This window comes from Zobellella sp. An-6, assembly GCF_052487945.1.
In genome coordinates, this window is sequence record NZ_CP199259.1 from 3,464,810 (window position 1) to 3,483,673 (window position 18,864).

The 18,864-nt window shown below is 64.8% G+C and carries 14 protein-coding genes; 5 read left to right on the forward strand and 9 right to left on the reverse strand.

Features of this window, described 5'->3' with window-relative positions; all coding sequences use genetic code 11:
* The gene (locus ACT7DK_RS16170) at window positions 1-1,407 is read right to left on the reverse strand and encodes a cytochrome ubiquinol oxidase subunit I (RefSeq protein WP_445400939.1); all 1,407 of its coding nucleotides are present in this window, start codon (window positions 1,405-1,407) and stop codon (window positions 1-3) included.
* Between the two features lie 286 nt (window positions 1,408-1,693).
* Between ACT7DK_RS16170 and ACT7DK_RS16175 the strand changes: the two genes are divergently transcribed.
* Together ACT7DK_RS16175 and ACT7DK_RS16180 are read left to right on the forward strand one after the other, a co-directional pair.
* Window positions 1,694-3,565 carry an ATP-binding protein gene (locus ACT7DK_RS16175; RefSeq protein ID WP_445400941.1) on the forward strand — a complete coding sequence of 624 codons (1,872 nt, stop codon included), beginning with the start codon at window positions 1,694-1,696 and terminating at the stop codon, window positions 3,563-3,565.
* Window positions 3,562-4,902, forward strand: a complete 1,341-nt coding sequence (locus ACT7DK_RS16180; protein ID WP_445400943.1) for a sigma-54-dependent transcriptional regulator — start codon at window positions 3,562-3,564, stop codon at window positions 4,900-4,902. Before ACT7DK_RS16175 ends, ACT7DK_RS16180 begins: the two co-directional genes overlap by 4 nt.
* A 206-nt stretch (window positions 4,903-5,108) precedes the next feature.
* Here the strand turns inward: ACT7DK_RS16180 and ACT7DK_RS16185 are convergent, their stop codons facing one another.
* The 3 genes from ACT7DK_RS16185 to hppD form a co-directional block, all read right to left on the reverse strand.
* On the reverse strand, window positions 5,109-6,341 hold the full coding sequence (locus ACT7DK_RS16185; protein WP_445400945.1) for a Glu/Leu/Phe/Val dehydrogenase dimerization domain-containing protein: 1,233 nt from the start codon (window positions 6,339-6,341) through the stop codon (window positions 5,109-5,111).
* A gap of 186 nt (window positions 6,342-6,527) precedes the next feature.
* Window positions 6,528-7,835 carry a sodium-dependent transporter gene (locus ACT7DK_RS16190; RefSeq protein WP_445402382.1) on the reverse strand — a complete coding sequence of 436 codons (1,308 nt, stop codon included), beginning with the start codon at window positions 7,833-7,835 and terminating at the stop codon, window positions 6,528-6,530.
* Between the two features lie 218 nt (window positions 7,836-8,053).
* Window positions 8,054-9,145, reverse strand: coding sequence for a 4-hydroxyphenylpyruvate dioxygenase (hppD, locus tag ACT7DK_RS16195; RefSeq protein WP_445400947.1), 1,092 nt, complete (start codon window positions 9,143-9,145; stop codon window positions 8,054-8,056).
* A 147-nt stretch (window positions 9,146-9,292) separates the two neighbouring features.
* On the opposite strand from hppD, the gene ACT7DK_RS16200 reads away from it, so the two are divergent.
* On the forward strand, window positions 9,293-9,772 hold the full coding sequence (locus ACT7DK_RS16200; RefSeq protein WP_445400949.1) for an Lrp/AsnC family transcriptional regulator: 480 nt from the start codon (window positions 9,293-9,295) through the stop codon (window positions 9,770-9,772).
* Window positions 9,773-9,854: 82 nt separating this feature from the next.
* Here ACT7DK_RS16200 and ACT7DK_RS16205 read toward each other — a convergent pair whose 3' ends face one another.
* The 5 genes from ACT7DK_RS16205 to ACT7DK_RS16225 are packed head-to-tail and all read right to left on the reverse strand — an operon-like array spanning window position 9,855 to window position 15,482.
* Window positions 9,855-10,865 carry an ABC transporter ATP-binding protein gene (locus ACT7DK_RS16205; RefSeq protein WP_445400951.1) on the reverse strand — a complete coding sequence of 337 codons (1,011 nt, stop codon included), beginning with the start codon at window positions 10,863-10,865 and terminating at the stop codon, window positions 9,855-9,857.
* Complete coding sequence (locus ACT7DK_RS16210; protein WP_445400953.1) at window positions 10,862-11,860, reverse strand: ABC transporter ATP-binding protein; 999 nt, start codon at window positions 11,858-11,860, stop codon at window positions 10,862-10,864. Before ACT7DK_RS16210 ends, ACT7DK_RS16205 begins: the two co-directional genes overlap by 4 nt.
* Before the next feature lie 10 nt (window positions 11,861-11,870).
* A complete protein-coding gene (locus tag ACT7DK_RS16215) occupies window positions 11,871-12,860 on the reverse strand; it encodes an ABC transporter permease (protein ID WP_445400955.1) in 990 nt (329 codons plus the stop codon).
* Window positions 12,861-12,874: 14 nt separating this feature from the next.
* Entirely contained in the window at window positions 12,875-13,846 is a 972-nt protein-coding gene (locus ACT7DK_RS16220) for an ABC transporter permease (protein WP_445400957.1), read from the reverse strand.
* 46 nt (window positions 13,847-13,892) lie between these two features.
* A complete protein-coding gene (locus tag ACT7DK_RS16225; protein WP_445400959.1) occupies window positions 13,893-15,482 on the reverse strand; it encodes an ABC transporter substrate-binding protein in 1,590 nt (529 codons plus the stop codon).
* 268 nt (window positions 15,483-15,750) lie between these two features.
* Here ACT7DK_RS16225 and ACT7DK_RS16230 point away from each other — a divergent pair, with 268 nt between their 5' ends.
* Window positions 15,751-16,941, forward strand: coding sequence for an amidohydrolase family protein (locus tag ACT7DK_RS16230; protein WP_445400961.1), 1,191 nt, complete (start codon window positions 15,751-15,753; stop codon window positions 16,939-16,941).
* Between the two features lie 278 nt (window positions 16,942-17,219).
* Entirely contained in the window at window positions 17,220-18,689 is a 1,470-nt protein-coding gene (locus ACT7DK_RS16235; protein WP_445400963.1) for an amidohydrolase family protein, read from the forward strand.
* Window positions 18,690-18,864 lie beyond the last annotated feature (175 nt).

Consider the following 18,864-nt stretch of genomic DNA (forward strand, 5'->3'; position numbering starts at 1 on the left):
TTATGCCTCCGCCTTGTCGTGTTTCAGTTGCTTCACCCAGGCCAGGGCGTAGCCGGGGGCGTCGATGCCGATCAGGTGCTGCTCCAGGTGCGCCATGTCCGGCGGCCCCTTGCGCACCAGCTTGGCCATGAAATACAGATAAACGCAGAACAGCAGGCCGTAGGTCGCCACGAACAGGGTGAGCGAGAACAGCACCCGCTCCGCCGGCAGCGGCGACACCACCTCCATGGTGCGTACCAGCCCCTGCACCAGCCAGGGCTGGCGGCCGATCTCCACCACGTACCAGCCGGCCAGGGTGGCCAGCACCCCCGAGGGGATCATCAGGTTCATCAGGGCGAGGAAGGGCCGGTGTTGATAGAGCCGTCCGCCCCGGCGCAGCCAGAGGCCCCACAGGGCTATACCTATCATCAGCACGCCCAGGCCCACCATCAGCCGGAACGAATAGAACACCAGTGGCACGTTGGGTCGTTCATCGGCGGGCACCGACTTGAGCCCCTGCAGCTCGCCGTCCCACTCGTGGGTGAGGATCAGTGACGCCAGCTTGGGAATGGCGATTTCGAAGCGGTTGGTCTCGTTTTCCATGTCCGGTACCGCGAACAGCAGCAGCGGTGCGCCGGCCTCCCGCTCGGGCCAGATGCCCTCCATCGCCGCCAGCTTGACGGGCTGGTGCTCCTTGACATTGAGGCCGTGGAAATCGCCCACCAGCGCCTGCACCGGCGCCAGGATCAGTGCCGCCCACAACGCCATCGACAGGCCCTTGCGGGCGAAGGCCGGCTCCCGGTTGTTGCGCAGGTACCAGGCGCTGACGCCGCCGATCACGAAGGTGGCGCTGAGCATGGCCGCCAGCAGCATGTGCACCAGCCGGTAGGGCATGGAGGGGTTGAACACCACCTCCAGCCAGCTGGCCACCTCGAAGCGGCCGTCCACTATCTCGTAGCCGCTTGGGGTCTGCATCCAGGAGTTGGCCACGATGATCCAGAAGGCGGAAATCCAGGTGCCCACCGCCACCACGCAGGTGGCGAAAAAGTGCAGCTTCTCGCTCACCCGCTGCCAGCCGAACAGCATGACCCCGAGAAAACCCGCCTCCAGGAAGAAGGCGGTCAGTACCTCGTAGGCCATCAGCGGACCCAGCACCGGGCCGGTGAGCTCCGAGAAGCGGGAGAAGTTGGTGCCGAACTCGTAGGACAGCACTATGCCGCTGACCACCCCCATGCCGAAGGTGATGGCGAAGGGCTTGATCCAGAACTTGGCCAGCTGGAAATACAACGGGTTGCGGGTCTTCAGCCAGAGTCCTTCCCAGATGGCGATGGCGGTGGCCAGGCCGATGGTGATGGCCGGGAAGATGATGTGGAAACTGACGGTAAACGCGAACTGAATCCGCGACAGCAGGGCGGCATCGAGCTCCATGAGTCCTCCTTAACGGCGATAGCGGTTGATGGCGGCCGGCAGGGTCGCTAACAGCAGGACAATAAAAATAGCGGAGAATTCAATCAGTAAGGCGGTCATGTTCATTATTGTTGCTCACTCGCTGGGTTGATATTCCCATAAAGCAGAAACCGTGCCAGCACGCCCAACACCTTGAGCTGCCTTGTGCTGGATCAAAAAACCGGCAAAAACTTGCCCAAACCGACAACAAGGTTTACAGTCTTTCGCCGGTAAACTGTAAACCTTTTTTACACCCGGGAGCCCGCCGATGTCGCCGGATGTCGCCTTCGAAGTGATGATGATCCTCACCAGCGGCTGTGCCCTGCTGGTGTCCGCCTGGCTGTACTGGCGCGCCCGCCGCCGGCGCAGCATGAAGGCGCTGGCGGGCTTCGGCGTGATGATGGCGCTCTGGTGCGCCGGCCACGTGGCGGTGTTCCACGGCTGGGAGCGGCTCGGCATCGCCCTGATCCTGGCCAACCCGCTGATGCCCACCTTCTTCCTCGACTTCGCCGTCGGCTTCGTCAACCAGGGCGCGGGCCGCCGCCCCTGGCTCGATCGCCTGGCCCGCGGCCGGAGCCTGCTCTACCTGGCCGCCCTGGCGGTGATGCTGGCCAGCCTCTGGCTGGAAGGCGGCGGCGTCATCGCCTTCGGCCCCTTCGCCCACTACTTCGTGTTCCTGGACATCGGCTGGTTCAACATCGCCTACACCATCGTCATCGGGGTGCTGGCCCATGCCCTGTTGCTGTGGGGACTGCGCATCCACAGCGGCAACCGCCGCCGCTCCATCGCCGCCATGTTCGCCGCCGGCGCCTGGGGCCTACTGCTGGCCACCAGCTTTATCTTTCCCTCCCTCGGCCTCTACTGGTATCCCTGGCCCATGCTGCTGCTGCCCAGCTACGTGGTGCTGCTGGTCTACGGCGTGGTGCGCTACCAGATGCTGGAAGTCAATGCCTGGGCCAACCGGGCCCTGCTGTGGACCCTGATGACGGCGCTGGTGATGGGGCTGATCGCCCTGCTCAGCGCCATGGCCGGCCAGTTCGGCATGCAGGCCCTGGCCAACGTGCCCAAGTGGCAACTGTGGCTCTATTCCATGCTGCTGCTGATGCTGGCCCTGGCCCTGTACCAGCCGGTGAGCAAACTGGTGGAGCGGCTGATCTACCCGGGCAGCCGGCTCGACGAGCAGTTGCTCGCCACCTGGCAACGTCGCCTGGGCGAAGCCAGCAGCTGGCACGGACTCACCACGGCGGCGGCGGGGCTGATTTCGCGCCAGATGGGCCAGCCGGTGGTCATTCATCTTGCGCCGGAAGGCGAGCAGGCCGACGCCTTGCCCGCCGATCCCTGTATCCACTGCCGGCACCAGCCCCAGGGCTGGCAGGCGCGGCTGCAGGGCTTCGAGGACGTGACCCCGGGCCTGCGCCTGGCGGCGGAGGTGTTCGCCTCCCTGCTGGCCACCCGCTGCGGCCTGCTGGAGCGCTCCCTGCAGCTGGCGGAAGCCGAGCGCCGGCGGCTGTCGGAGCAACACCTGGTGGAGCTGGGCGGCCTGTCGGCGGCCATGGCCCATGAGCTGCGCAACCCGCTCAACATCATTTCCATGGCCACCGCCGGCCTGGACGCCAGCCGCAAGGAGATGATCCAGGCCCAGCTGAAACGCGCCGATCGGCTGATCTCGGACATGCTGGCCTATTCCGGCCGAATCCAGGTGCAGTGCCAGGCCATTCCCCTCGCCGCCCTGCTCGACAGCCTCAGGCCCCAGTTCGACTGGCAGGGCACCACCTTCGAGCACCGGCTTCCCGCCGACTACCGGCTGTGGGCCGACCCTTACCGCTTGCAGCAGGTGGTGGTCAACCTGGTGGACAACGCCCTGGCCTTCGTGCGTAACCGGCCCGGCGGGCACATCCTCGTCGAGGCGGGGGACGGGCCCGGCCTGGTACGGGTGCACAATAACGGTCCCCTGATCGATCCCGAGCTCGGCGAGCGGCTGTTCCGCCCCTTCGTCGGCAAGCGCAGCGGCGGCAGCGGCCTGGGGCTGGCCATCGTCCAGCGCATCATGGACGCCCACGGCGGCCAGATCCGCCACCGCCAGGATCTGGGCTGGCCGGTGACCTTCGAACTGTATTTTCCCGAGGAGAAGCGCTCATGACCCCGCGCATCCTGCTGGTCGACGACGAACCCGCCTTCCGCACCCTCTGCGCCCAGTGGCTGGAGGCCGAGGGTTACCAGTTGGAAACCGGCGCCGATCTCAACGAACTACGCGGTAAACTGCAGCAGTTCGACGCCGATCTCATCCTGCTCGATCTGTCGCTGCCGCCCCGTTTCGATCCCCGCCATACCCTGGCGGCCCTGCCCCAGTTTATCGACCGGCCGGTGATCATCCTCACCGGCCACGGCGAACGGGAGCTGGCACTGGAAGCCCTGAGTCAGGGCGCCTGGGACTTTCTGGCCAAGCCCATCGATCCGGACATGCTGGCGGTGGTGGTGCGCCGGGCCCTCACCAAGCATCAACTGGTGCGCGAGCTGAACAGCCTGAGGCAGAGCCGCAAACCGCCGCTCGCCAGCCTGATCGGCGCCTCCCCTTCCATGGAGAATATCCGCGCCCTGGTGCAACGCATCGCTCCCACCGATGTGCGGGTGCTGGTGACCGGCCCCTCGGGCACCGGCAAGGAGGTGATCTCCCGCGCCATCCACGATCTCAGCCAGCGCGCCCAGGGGCCCTTCATTTCGGTGCACTGCGGCGCCATTCCCGCCGAGCTGCTCGAAAGCGAGCTGTTCGGCCACACCAGGGGCGCCTTCACCGGCGCCGACAAGGCCCGGGACGGCCTGCTCAAGCTGGCCGACGGCGGCACCCTCTTCCTCGACGAAATCGGCGAAATGCCGCTGGCGATGCAGGTCAAGCTGCTGCGGGTGCTGCAGGAAGGCAGTTTCTACCCGGTGGGCGGGCGCAGCCTGGAAACCATCGACGTGCGGGTGGTCTCCGCCACCAATGCGAGCCTGCCGGACAAGGTGAGCCGGGGCGAGTTCCGCGAGGATCTCTACTACCGCATCAAGGGGGTGACCATAGAGACCCGGCCCCTGGACGAGCGCCCGGAGGACATCCCGCTGCTGGTCGGCCACTTCCTCGAACTGCAGGCCCGGGGCCAGCCGCCGCTGCGGCCGGACACCGAGGCCTTCAACTGGTTTATCCACCGCAGTTGGCCGGGCAATGTGCGCGAGCTGAAAAGCGCGCTGGACAGCGTGGCCGCCATCGCCCGGGGCGGCGTCATCCGCCTGGAGGACATCGCCCTGCTCTACCCGGACGCCAAACCCGGCCCGGCCCCGGCCGCCGCCGGCGACAGCCTGGAGGCCCAGGTGCGGGCCCTGGAGATAGCGCTGATCACCGAGGCCCTGGCCCGCCACGACAACAACCGCACCCATGCCGCCCAGGCCCTGGGGCTGTCGCGCCAGGGCCTGCTGAAAAAGATCGAGCGGTACGGGTTGTAAGCTGGAAGCTGGAAGCGGGAAGCGGGAAGCGGGAAGCTTGTTGACAAAGTATACCCTCTGTTTTTCGCCGGATGTTCCTCTTTATCGATGCAGTTTAACTATCGTCATCTCCGCGAAGGCGGAGATCCATGACATATTGCACTGGACTCCCGCCTTCGCGGGAGTGACAACAGAGAAAGAAAAAGCTTGCTCAGCAGCCTGAATGACTACTCCCCCATCAGCTCCTTCAGGGTCAGCTCCAGGGCGCTGGCGGCGATGCCGGTGGTGCGGCTGCGGTGGTTGTGCACCCGCTGCAGGGCATGGCGGATGCGCTCGGACACGTCCCGGAAGATGGCCTCGTCGGAGATCTCCTGCTCGGTCTCCATCAGGAAGGCGAAGGCCCGGGCCATGCCGCAGTTGCCGATGAAATCCGGGATCACACTGAGCCGCTCGTCCGCCTGCTGGTAGACGGGGCCGTAGAAGATCTCCTGATCCCTGAAGGGCACGTTGGCGCCGCAGGCGATGAGCTCCACGCCGTTGTCCGCCAGGGCCGCCAGGTGCTCGGCACTGACCAGGCGGGAGGCGGCGCAGGGCAGGAACACCTCGGCCCCGAGCTGCCAGAAGGCGGCCTGGGCCTGCTCGAAACCGACCACCCCGGGGCCCGCCAGCCGGTTGTCCTGGCGGCCCAGGTAAAGCGCCGTCACCTGCTCGAAGGACAGCCCCTCGGGCGCCACCACGCCACCGCCGGCATCCATGATGCCGACGATGCGGGCCCCTTCCTGGGCCAGGTAGTAGGCCGCCGCCGCCCCCACGTTGCCGAAGCCCTGTACCATGACCCGCTTGCCGGCGAGTTGCCCGCCGTAGAGGCCGTAGTAGTGGCGCACCGACTCGGCCAGGCCCCAGCCGGTGATGAGGTCCGCCACCTTGTACTTGCGCTGCGGCTCCGGGCTGTAGCGGCCGTCCTCCACCACCTTGGCCACGCCCAGGCGCAGCTGGCCCAGCTTCTGGATTTGCTCGCTCACCGAGGGGGTGAAATGGCCGTTGACCACCCCCTCCTGGGGATGCCAGATGCCGTGGCGCTCGGTCAGGGGCACCACGTCCTTCACCTCGCACACGTTGAGATCGCCGCCGGTGCCGTAATAGCTTTTCAACAACGGCGCCACCGCCCGGAACCAGCGCGCCAGCACCCCGTCCCGGCGCGGGTCGGCCGGATCGAAGTCGATGCCCGACTTGGCGCCGCCGATGGCCGGGCCCGACACCGCGAACTTCACCTCCATGGTCTTGGCCAGGGATTCCACCTCGTGGCGATCCAGTCCCTTGCGCATGCGGGTGCCGCCGCCGGCCGCCCCGCCGCGCAGGGAGTTGATCACCACCCAGCCCTTGGCCTCGGTCTCGCTGTCGTGCCACTCGAACACGATTTCCGGGTTTTTCCGCTCGAATTGGGTAAGCAGTGCTTTCATCCGTTGATTACTCCGTTTTACAGGCAATAGGGATCCCTGACCGGCAAAGGCCATCAATCAGCATCAGGGAGAAGTCAAGTAATGTGCATACCGGCCGGGCACCGTACGCAGCCTCGCCGTAAGGAAAGAGGCTCTGCTTAACGGTACCCGCCCGCTATCTCATGGCTTCGGTCGAAGCCCGCAAGGTCAGAACAGGTTGAAGTAGAAGATCACCAGCACGCCGATGGGGGTGACGTAGCGCACCACCCCATGCCAGAGGGCATGCCACTGGCCGCCCAGCTCGTCCCGGGAATGTTCCGGTTTCATCACCCAGCCCACGAAGATGGCGGTCAGCAGGGCGCCGAGCGGCATCATGATGTTGGCGGTGAGGTAGTCGTAGAGATCGAACAGGGTCTTGCCCTCGAAGCGTTCGAACATGGCCAGGGGGGCGAAGTCGGCCCACAGGTTCAGCGACAGCACGGTGGTGATGCCCACCAGCCAGGCCGCCAGGCCGCCGCCCACCGCCGCCTTGACCCGCCCTATGCCCTTCTCTTCCAGGAAGCGCACCAGGGATTCCAGCATGGAGATGGAGGAGGTCCAGGCCGCGAACAGCAGCAGCACGAAGAACAGGGTGGCGAAGAAGCCGCCGCCCGGCATCTGGCCGAAGGCCACCGGCAGGGTCACGAAGATAAGCCCCGGGCCCTCGCCCGGCTGCAGGCCGTGGGCGAACACCACCGGGAAGATGGCCAGTCCCGCCAGCAACGCCACCCCCGTATCCAGAATGGCCACGGTGAAGCTGGTGCGGGCGATGGACACCTCCTTGTTGAGGTAGGCGCCGTAGGCCATCATGGCACCGCTGGCCAGGCTCAGGGTGAAGAAGGCATGGCCCAGGGCCACCAGAATGGATTCGGCGGTCAGGCTGGAGAAGTCGGGCTTGAACAGGAAGGATACCGCCGCGCCGAAGTGACCGGTGGTCATGGCGTAGCCCACCAGGATCAGCAGCAGCACGAACAGCGCCGGCATCAGCTTGGTGACCGCCCGCTCCAGGCCATGACGCACGCCGCCGGCGGACACCAGCACCGTCAGCCCCATGAATACCGTGTGCCACAGCAGCAACTGGCCCGGCGAGGCCAGCAGGCCGCCGAACAGGGCGCCGGAGTCCTCCGCCGCTATGCCGGCAAAGCCGCCCTTGGCCGCCTCCACGATATAGGGCATGGTCCAACCGGCGATGACGCTGTAGAAGGAGAGGATCAAAAAGGCCGCCAGGGTGGCCATGATGCCGATACCGGCCCAGCTCCGGCTACGCCCTTCGGCCGCCGCCACCGCGCCCATGGTGCCGATGGGGCTCTTGCCGCCGCGCCGGCCCAGCATGACTTCCGCCATCATGATGGGGATGCCGATGATGGCGATGCAGAGCAGATACACCAGCACGAAGGCACCGCCACCGTTTTCACCGGTGATATAGGGGAATTTCCAGATATTGCCCAGCCCCACCGCCGAGCCCACCGCCGCCATGATAAAGGCAAAACGGCTGGACCACAGCGCCGGGGTCACCCCGGCGCGCTCTTTACCCTGAACATTGGTTGCCACCACAGACACAGCTTCTCCTCCTTTAGCTGTTAGGACAACGCCAGCCACCCCAGCTAAAGGTGTAAAGTTTGGCTGACAGTATGTCCTGCTATTTTGCCACCATCTTCCCGATTGAAAAAATGGCTGTGGTAAAAAAATGTAGATTATTCGGCCTTCAGCACACCGCGACGGATCTGATCCTCCTCAATGGATTCAAACAATGCCTGGAAATTGCCCTCGCCGAAGCCTTCATTGCCCTTGCGCTGGATAATTTCGAAGAAGATCGGGCCGATCACGGTGTCGGTGAAGATCTGCAGCAGGAGTCCCTGGCCCTGGGTGGGGGCGCCGTCCATCAGGATATGGTCCCTGCGCAGCCGGGCCACGTCCTCGCCATGACCGGGCAGGCGGGCGTCCAGCTTCTCGTAGTAGGTGTCGGGGGTGGTCATGAAGCTCATGCCACCGTCACGCAGGGTTTCCACCGTGCGGTAGATGTCGTCGGTGCCCAGGGCGATATGCTGGATGCCCTCGCCCTTGTACTGGTGCAGGAATTCCTCGATCTGGCTCTTCTCGTCGGACGACTCGTTGATCGGGATGCGGATCTTGCCGCAGGGGCTGGTCATGGCCCGGGACTTGAGCCCGGTGAGCTTGCCCTCGATGTCGAAGTAGCGGATCTCGCGGAAGTTGAAGTGCTTCTCGTAGAAACCGGCCCAGAGGTTCATGTTGCCCATGGCCACGTTGTGGGTGAGGTGGTCGATGTAGGTCAGGCCCACCCCCTTGGGGTGCTGATCCACACCCGGGATGGGGCGGAAGTCCACGTCGTAGATGCTCTGCTCGCCGTAGCGGTCCACCAGGTAGATGAGGGAGCCACCGATGCCCTCGATGGCCGGGATCTGCAGCTCCATGGGACCGGCGCCGGAGGCCACCACCCTGGCGCCGTTGGCGGCCAGCTGCTTGATGGCCCGGGCCGCGTCCTTCACCCGGAACGCCATGGCGTTGGCGCAGGGACCGTGGACGCGGGCGAACTGCTCCGCCTGGCTGTTGGGCTCGGCGTTGAGGATGAAGTTGATGTCCCCCTGACGGTAGAGGGTCACGTTCTTGCTGCGGTGACGGGCGACGGCGACAAAGCCCAGCCGCTCGAACAGTTGCGCCAGCTGTTCCGGCTCGCTGGAGGCGTACTCCACGAACTCGAAGCCGTCGGTGCCCAGGGGGTTGTCCCACAAAGAGGATTTTCCCGGTGAAATCGCTTCAGACATCATGATTATTCTCCTTAATCGCCTTGTTCCATTGATTCATGCTTAAATGCAATGGAAACAGCATAAGGCAATGCCCACACATTTTGTTTGCAACTTGTTACATTAAAGTTTAGTTTTTTGCGTGAATGTTGCATCAAAGAAGGGATCACCGTGAGAAAGGCGCACGAAATCGAACTGGACCGCCAGGACGCCCGCCTGCTGCAGGCGCTGCAGGAGAATGGCCGGCTGAGCAACGTGGAGCTGTCGGAACTCATCCACCTCTCCCCGTCCCAGTGCCAGCGCCGGCGGCAGAAGCTGGAAGAGCTGGGGGTGGTGCAGAAATACGTGGCCCAGGTGGACCCGGAGAAGATAGGGCTGCACGTGACCGCGCTGATCAGCGTGACCCTGGGCAAGCACGGCGAGCGCATCGCCGACGAATTCCACCAGGCCATCCAGCACTTTCCCCAGGTGCTGGAATGCTGGAGCGTCACCGGCGACGCCGACTACATGCTGAAGGTGGTGGCCACCGATCTCAAGAGCCTGTCCGACTTTATGATGCACCAGCTGCTCAACCTGAAGACGGTGTCCAACATCCGCTCCAATATCCTGCTCGACAAACTCAAGCACACCACGGTGTTGCCGCTGGGCTGACAGGCTCGAAATAAAGCCGGCCCGGCGGCCACAAGCCGCAGGGCCGATTTCAATCGACCGCTTCACCAGCCGGGGTTCCGGCTCAGCCCAGGCTGAGGGGATGGTGGCAGGCCACCTGCTGGGTGGCGCTGAACTCCCGCGCCGCCGGGGCGGCCTGCCTGCACTGCTCGGTGGCGAAGCGGCAGCGCGGGTGGAAGGCGCAACCCGAAGGAGGCGAAATCGGGTTGGGCACCTCGCCGGTGACCGGGGTCCGCTCCTTGTGGATCACCTCCATGCTGGGAATGGCGTCCATCAGCATGCGGGTATAGGGATGGCGGGGCCGGTTGAACACCTCCTCCACCGTGCCCACCTCCACCAGCCGGCCCAGGTACATGATGCCGACCCGGTCGGAGAAGTGGGACACCACCGACATGTCGTGGCTGATAAAGAGGTAGGTCAGGCCCAGCTCCTGCTGCAGATCCTTCATCAGGTTGAGCACCTGGGCCTGCACCGACACGTCCAGGGCCGAGGTGGGCTCGTCGCAGATCAGAAACTCGGGCTCACCGGCCAGGGCCCGGGCGATGGAGATGCGCTGGCGCTGGCCGCCGGAGAACTCGTGGGGGAACTTGTCCATGTCCGAGGCCGCCAGCCCCACCTGCTCCAGCAGTTGCCCCACCCGGTGCCGGCCTTGCTCCCGGCCGTTGATCATGCCGAACAGCACCAGCGGCTCGGCCACGATGCGCTCCACCTTCCAGCGCGGATTGAGGCTGGCGAAGGGATCCTGGAAGATCATCTGGCAGCGGCGGCGGATATACTGGCGCTGCTCGCGGCTGGCCGTCGCCAGCCGGGTGCCCTGGTAGCTGATGTCGCCCTCGGTCGGCCGGTACAGGCCCGACAGCAGCCGGGCCACCGTCGACTTGCCACAGCCGGACTCCCCCACCAGGCTGAAGGTTTCGCCCCTGCGGATCTGGAAGTCGATGCCGCGCACCGCGTGCACATAGGTTTTTTCCGCCCGGTTCAGCAGGCGATGGATAAAGGGCCTGGAAATATCGAACTTGATATGCAGGTTGCGTACCTCTACCAGCTCGGTCCCGGTGATCATCTCGCTCATCATGCCAGCTCCTCTTGCTTGACTTTCAAACAGGCGACCCGGGAGTCCCCCACTTTTTCCAGCACCGGCGCCTGCTGCCGGCATTCGGCCCCGCTGTGCGGGCAGCGCGGATTGAAGGCGCAGCCCGGGGGGATGGCGTTGAGCCGGGGCATGGCGCCGGGGATCTGGGACAGCCTGGGCTCGCGCACCCCGATGCGGGGGATGGAGGCCATCAGCCCGGCGGTATAGGGGTGGTACGGCGCCTTGAGCACCGCCTCGACCGGGCCGATTTCCACCAACCGGCCGGCGTACATCACCGCCACCCGATCGCAGATCTCGGCGATCACCCCCATGTCGTGGGTCACCAGCATCACCGAGGCCCGGTGCTGCTTGCACAGCCGCCTAAGCAGCTGCAGCACCTGGGCCTGCACCGACACGTCCAGGGCCGTGGTCGGCTCGTCGGCGATGATCACCCTGGGCTCGACGCACAGCGCCAGGGCGATCACGATGCGCTGGCGCATGCCGCCGGAAAACTGGTGCGGATACTGATCGATGCGCTGCTCCGCCGCCGGTATGCCCACTTCCTGCATCAGCTTCAGCGCCTTGTCCCGCGCCGCCTGGTAGGACAAAGGCAGGTGGGTCTGGATGGTCTCGATCAGCTGCTTGCCCACCGTCATCACCGGGTTCAGGCTGGTCAGGGGATCCTGGAAGATGGCCCCGATCTCCTTGCCGCGCAGCAGCCGGCGCCGCTCCTCGTCCAGATCGTCGATGCGCTGGCCGTAGAGACGGATCTGCCCCGAGGCGATCCGTCCCGGCGGCTCGAGCAGGCCGGTGATGGCCGAGCCGGTGAGGGACTTGCCGGCCCCCGACTCGCCCACCACCCCGAGGATTTCGCCCGCCCGCATCTCGAAGGACACCTGCTGGATCGCCTTGAGGTTGCCCTTGCGATGGCTGAATTCGATGCACAGATCCTCGACCTGCAGCACCACCTCGCCACTGTTGTTGCTTCCATTCGCCATGTTGTGCTCCTTAACGCAGCTTGGGGTTGAGGGCGTCGCGCAGCCAGTCGCCCACCAGGTTGACCGACAGCGCCAGCACCACCAGCACCAGGGAGGGGAACACCACCACCCACCACTGGCCGGAGAACAGGTACTTGTTGCCCTCGTTGATCAGGGTGCCGAGGGACGGCTGGTTGGGCGGCATGCCCACCCCGAGGAAGGACAGGGTGGCCTCGGTGAGCACCGCCAGCGCCAGGTGCAGGGTGGCCAGCACCAGCACCGGGCTCAGCACGTTCGGCAGTATGTGCAGGAACATGATGCGCAGGTTGCCGCTGCCCATGACCTTGGCGGCCTGCACGTATTCCTTGTGGCCTTCCAGCAGGGTGCAGCCGCGCACGGTGCGGGCGTACTGCATCCAGCCGGTGAGGGTGATGGAGATGACGATGATGTACACCGCCATCTGCTCGTGCATCTCCTGGGGCAGCAGGCCCCGGGCCGCGCCGCTCACCAACAGGGCGAACATGATGGTGGGAAAGCTCAGCATGGCGTCCGCCAGGCGCATGATCAGGGCGTCGACGGTGCCGCCGAAATAGCCGCTGACCACCCCCAGGGTCACGCCCAGGGCCATAGCGCAGAGCACGCTGATAAAGCCGACGATCAGGGACACCCGCAGGCCGTAGAGGATCAGCGAGTAGACGTCCCGCCCCTGGATGTCGGTGCCCAGCCAGAAGCGGGCCTCGCCGCTTTCCACCCAGGCCGGGGGCAGCTCCGAGTCCATCAGATCGAAGGCGGCCATGTCGAAGGGGTTGTAGTGGGACAGCAAAGGCGCGCAGATGCCGGCGAACAGCAGCAGCGCCAGCACCGCCGTGGCCACCACCGTCAGCCGGGAAGTGCGGAAGTTGTAGCACAGATCGCTGTCCACGAAGGCCAGCCAGCACTGCCACAGGCGCGTCACATAGCCGGGCCGGGACGCCTTGCCCTCGGCGGCCGGTGCCGGTTTGGAGACGGTATCGATATCCATGGGTTACCTCGTCCTTAATGGTTGCTGGATTTCATGCGCGGATCTATCACCCGGTAGAGGATGTCGACCAGGGTGTTGATGCAGATGAAGATCAGGGAGATGAACACCAGATAGGCGGAAATCACCGGTATATCCACGTAGTTCACCGCCTGGATAAACAACAGCCCCATGCCCGGCCACTGGAACACCGTCTCGGTGACCACGGCGAAGGCGATCAGCCCCCCGATCTGCAGGCCGACGATGGTGATCACCGGCAGCAGGGAGTTGCGCAGGGCATGGCCGTAGTTGATGCTGCGCCGGCGGATGCCGCGGGCCTTGGCGAACTTGATGTAGTCGGTGCGCAGCACTTCCTTCATCTCGCTGCGCACCAGGCGCATGATCATGGTGATCATGAACAGCGCCAGGGACAGGGCCGGCAGTATGATGGAGGCCCAGCCCGACTTGCTGAACAATCCGGTGCTCCACCAGCCGAGATCCATCACCTCGCCCCGGCCGTGGGACGGCAGCCAGCCCAGCCAGACGGAGAAGATGATGATAAGGGCGATGCCGGCGATAAAGCTGGGCAGCGACACCCCGACCAGGGAAATGGTCTGCACCAGGCTGGTGAGCCACTTGTTGCGCGACAGCGAGACCCAGACCCCCGCCGGCAATCCCACCGCCAGGGAGATGATCACGGCGACGAACACCAGCTCCAGGGTGGCGGGCAGCCGCTCGGTGATCAGGTTGAGCACTTCCATCTTGTTGTAGTAGGAAATGCCGAAATCGCCCTGGGCGATGTTGCCCACGAAGCGGGCGTACTGGGTAATGACGGAATCGTTAAGCCCCAGCTTTTCCCGCAGCTCTTCCCGCTCCAGTTGGGTGGCGCTCTCGGGCAGCATGTTGTCGACCGGATCGCCGACGAACTGGAACATCACGAAGGCGATCAGGGCCACCGACAGCATCAGCCCGCAGGCCTGGATCAGGCGCTGGATAATAAAAGCCAACATAGTTCACTCCTTTGATGGGAAACGAGGGCCCGCGGGCCCCCTTGTCCTAGTTCAGGCTGGCGTACCAGAGCCGTACCACGTTGTCCGGGTTCTGGGTGATCGACAGCTTGTCGGAGGTCGCCCAGGCCACCGGCTCGAAATGCAGGGGCAGGAAAGGCAGTTCCTGCTGGGCCAGCGCCAGCACCTCACCCATCAGATCGGTCCGGACCTGCTGATCCAGCTCGGTGTTGGACTGCTCGATCAGCCGGTCTATGGTGTCGTTCTTGAAGCGGGGGATATTGAAGGCGCCGTAGATGCCGCCGTCGCGGGAGTGGAGCAGTTGCTGGTTGATGCTGTAGGCATCGTACAGGGGCAGGTTGGCCCACCCCAGTACCGCCACGTCGGTACGGCCGTTGTCGCGGATCTGGGAATAGACGCTGCGCGGATGCACATTGAGGCTGCTGTCGATGCCGATCCGCGCCCAGTAGCGCTGCACCGCCTGGCACCATTGCTCCGCATTGAGGTAGTAGCCCTGCTCACAGTCGAAGGCCAGCTTGAAGCCCTTCGGGTAGCCGGCCTCGGCCAGCAGCGCCTTGGCCCGCTCGGGATCGTAGCCGAGTCCGACCCCGCGTTCGGCGTCGAAGCCGGCGATGGCCGGGGCCACGAAGGTGTTGGCCACGTCGGTCATGCCGCGCATGATCTTCTTGACGATCGCCTCCCGGTCGATCGCCATGTGCATGGCCTCCCGCACCCGCCGGTCCTGGAGCGGGTTCTTGCCGTCCACATTGCCCGCGTTCAGCTCATCGGCCATGTTCAGGGACAGGAAGATCACCCGCAGCGAGGGCCGGACCATGACCTCCACGCGCTTTTCCTTCTCCAGCCGGGGCAGGTCCTGCAGGGGGACGTCGCTCACCAGATCGAACTCCCCGGCCAGGATGCCGGCCAGGCGGGTAGCGTCGGATGACACCGGCTTGTAGATGATGCGATCGATATTGTGCTGCGCCTGGTCGCCGTTCCACCAGTCCGCATGCTTCACCAGCACCATCTCGGCGTCACGCCGGCGGCTTTCCAGCCGGAAGGGGCCGGTGCCGTTGGTGTTGTTGGTGGCGTAGCCTTCGGTGCCCTTGCTCATGCTGGTGGGCTCCAGCGCCCGGTGCTCTTCCATCCATTCCTTGTCCATCATCAGGATGCCGCTCAGCTCGTTGAGGGCGATGGGAGATTTGGAGCTCAGCCGGATATCGACGGTGTACTCGTCCACCTTCACCGCCTCCTTGATGGAAGAGGCGTTGCCGCGGATGCCGGAGTCCGGGTGGGTGACCCGGGCGATGGAGGCGACCACGTCGTCGGCATTGAAGTCGTTACCGTTGTGGAAGCGGACCCCTTCACGCAGGTAGAAGCGCAGGGTGGTGTCGTCCCGTTGCTCCCAACGGGTGGCCAGGGCCCCTTCCATCTCCAGTTGCTCGTTCCATTGCACCAGGCCTTCATAGATATGGTTCTGGAACGCCAGGGCCGGGGTCGAGGCGAAGGCGTAAGGGTCCAGGGTGGGGATATCCGACTGCTGGGCCCAGCGCACCACCTTTTCCGCCATCGCCGGTTGTGCCATCAGGCTGCACGAAGCCGCCATCAGGCAGGCTGCTACCGTCTTGAGTTTCATCATCTACTACCTTCCCTGTGAGTGAAAAACACCGGCTTGGCCGGCCTGGCAGTCCGGGGGCCGCACTGGCCACACCGGACTTTGTCTGTACGTTAGCTTTGCACCTATTAACAAATCAATATAAAATTGCTAACAATTTACACACCATGTGATATCAATCAAAAAACACAAAGTTACCACTCGGTAAGATGAGTCCAGTCCCGGGCAGCGGATCGCTGCCCTCACTCAAACACAAGGGGTCCGCCTTCGATAGGACCAACAGGGAGCAACCATGACGACCACCCTCATCCGGCAGGTACGCCTCAACGGCCAACAGCAAAGCCGGGACTTGCTGATCGAGCAGGGCCGCATCGGCCGTATCGAACCCCATATCACGCCGCCGCCCGGTGCCCAAGTGGTCGAAGGCGGCCACCGCCTGGCCCTGCCCGGCTTTATCGACGGCCACGCCCATATCGACAAATCCCTGTGGGGCATGGACTGGTATGTCAACGAAGTGCCCCGGGAGTTGCCCGCCATCATCGATAACGAGCGTCGCTTCCGGCGTGAACAGGCGTTCGACAGCCGGCGCCAGTCCGAGCGCATCGCCCGCCAGGCGATTCGCCTGGGCACCACCCATATCCGCACCCATATCGACGTGGACACGGAAATCGGCCTGCGCCATATGGAAGGGGTGCTGGCCACCCGGGACGCCCTGGCCGAGCAGATTTACATAGAGACGGTCTGCTTTCCCCAGAGCGGCCTGCTGGGCCGGCCCGGTACCCGGGCATTGATGGAAGAGGCGATCAAACTGGGCGCCGATTATGTGGGCGGCATCGATCCGTCCAGCTTCGAGCGCAATCCGGTGGCCCATCTCGACGCCGTGTTCGATCTCGCCGCCAAATACGGCAAGGGGGTGGATCTGCACCTGCACGAGCCGGGGGAGCTGGGCGCCTTCTCGGTGGAGCTGATGACAGAGCGCACCCGCGCCCTGGGCATGCAGGGCAAGGTCACCATCAGCCACGCCTTCTGCCTGGGCGAGGTGGATCCCGGCTACCAGGATCGGCTGATCGCCGGGCTGGCCGAGGCGGACATCGCCATCGCCACCACGGCCCCCGCCAATCGCCAGGTGCCACCCTATGAAAAACTGCGCGCCTCCGGGGTCAGGGTCACCGCCGGCAACGACGGCATCCGCGACACCTGGAGCCCCTATGGCAACGGCGACATGCTGCAGCGGGCCATGCTGATGGGGCTGAAATACCGCTGGCGCCAGGACCGGGAGCTGGCTCAGGCGTTGCACGCCATCACCCGGGGCGGTGCCGAGGTGATGGGGCTGACGGACTACGGCCTGGAAGTGGGCTGCCGGGCGGATCTGGTGCTGCTGGCAGGACAGGCGGTGGCCGAGGTGATCGCCGAGCCGCCGCGGGAGCGCACCGTGTTCAAGGCCGGCCGGCTGGTGGCCGACCGGGGCGAATGCCTGTTCTGACCACTTAAATAACTGATCCAAATAGCGCTACATCGACCGGGCACCGCACGCAGACACGCCGTAAGTCGTGATACTCGCAGCTTCGGCCTGCTGCGAGCATTCACTGGATGCTCGGTCAGGCCGAAACTGCTCATCACGGCGAGCAAGCTCGCCCCCTGGGGGCTCCGTCGCGCCATCCCTGGCACGAAGGGTCTGCTTAGCAGCCCCCGGTCGCTGTCGGCAGTGATCTACTATTCGGAACAGCTAGTTAACACTATATACCGACGGAGTTTAACCCCATGAAAACCATCAAAATGACCGCCCGCTACGTGATCGGCTTCAAGGACGGTGGCCACCATATCTACGAGCAGGGCGAGCTGGTCTACCGCGGCGACAGCGTGCTGTTCGTCGGCCATGGCTACCAGGGCCAGGTCGACGAGACCCAGGACATGGGCAATGCCCTGCTCGGCCCCGGCTTTATCGACCTGGACGCGGTGGCCGACCTGGACTCCACCGTACTGGCCTTCGATCACCAGCCGGGCTGGCAGAAGGGCCGGCTGCCCGCCGGCGACTGGCAGCGACGCGAGACCTACAGCGACGCCGAACTCGACTTCAACAAGCGCTACGCCTTCAGCCAGTTGCTGCTGAACGGCATCACCACCATCGCTCCCATCACTTCCATCCTGTACCGGGAGTGGGCCGAAACCGCCGACGAGTTCCGCCGCGCCGCCGACATCGCCGAGAGCCTGGGCGTGCGCGCCTACCTGGGGCCGGCCTATATGTCGGGCTACGGCGTGGTCAACCCGGACGGCAGCCTCGACATGCGTTTCGACGAACAACGGGGGTTGCAGGGACTGGAGCAGGCGGTGCGCTACGTGGAAGAACTGCAGGGCCGCCACGGCGACACCATCAGGGGCATGCTGGCGCCGGACCGGATAGAGGGCTGCACCCCGGAGCTGCTGCGCCAGACCGCCAGCGCCATGCGTGCACTGGACTGCCCGGTACGGTTGCACAGCTGTCAGGGGCAATTTGAGCTGGACATGGTGCATGAGCTGCACAATGGCATGTCGTCGGTGGAATTGATGGCCGAAAACGGCCTGCTGGATCACCGCCTGCTGCTGCCCCATCTGCAATACCTGGGCGGCAAGCACAGCACACCGGAAAAGGTGGAGCGGGAGCTGGCACTGCTGGGGCAGGCCGGAGCCAATGCGGTGATCTGCCCCATAGTGGCCGGTCGCCACAGCAAGTATTTCCATGGCGTGCGCCAGTTCCGGCAGGCCGGCATCAACCTCAGTCTGGGCACGGATACCTTTCCGCCGGACATGATCCAGAACATGCATATCGGCGCCATCCTGAGCCGGGTGGAAAGCAACGACATCACCGCCGCCTCCTCCGCCGATTACTACAACATGGCCACCCTGGGCGGCGCCCGGGCCCTGGGGCGGGAGGACATCGGCCGGCTCTGCCCGGGCTCCAGGGCCGATATCATGGTGTTCGACTTCGACCGCATCCACACCGGTCAGGTGTTCGATCCCATCACCACCATGGTGATCAACGGTAACGGCCGGGATATCAAGGGAGTAATCGTCAACGGCGACAAGGTGGTATGGGACGGCCAACTGGTCAAGGCCGGGCTGGATGTGCAGGAACTGCACCACCAGGCCCAGCGCCAGTTCGAGCGGTTCATGACCAGCTACCCGGAGCGCTGCCACCGCCATCCGCCGCTGGCGGAGATCTTCCCGCCCAGCTTTCCGCTGAGCCGGCCATAGGCAACACGCCGGCCAGGCTGGCCGGCGTATCCAGTGAAGCCGGATCCTGAAGCACCATTCAGTTTAAAAAAACAGCCGGCTCGATGCCCCTTGTGTCGCCGCACCTTTAGGTATTCAAACCCGTACCGATGGGCATAAGGTTACCGAATGGAGCGCGGGCAGCCCGCCCGCACTC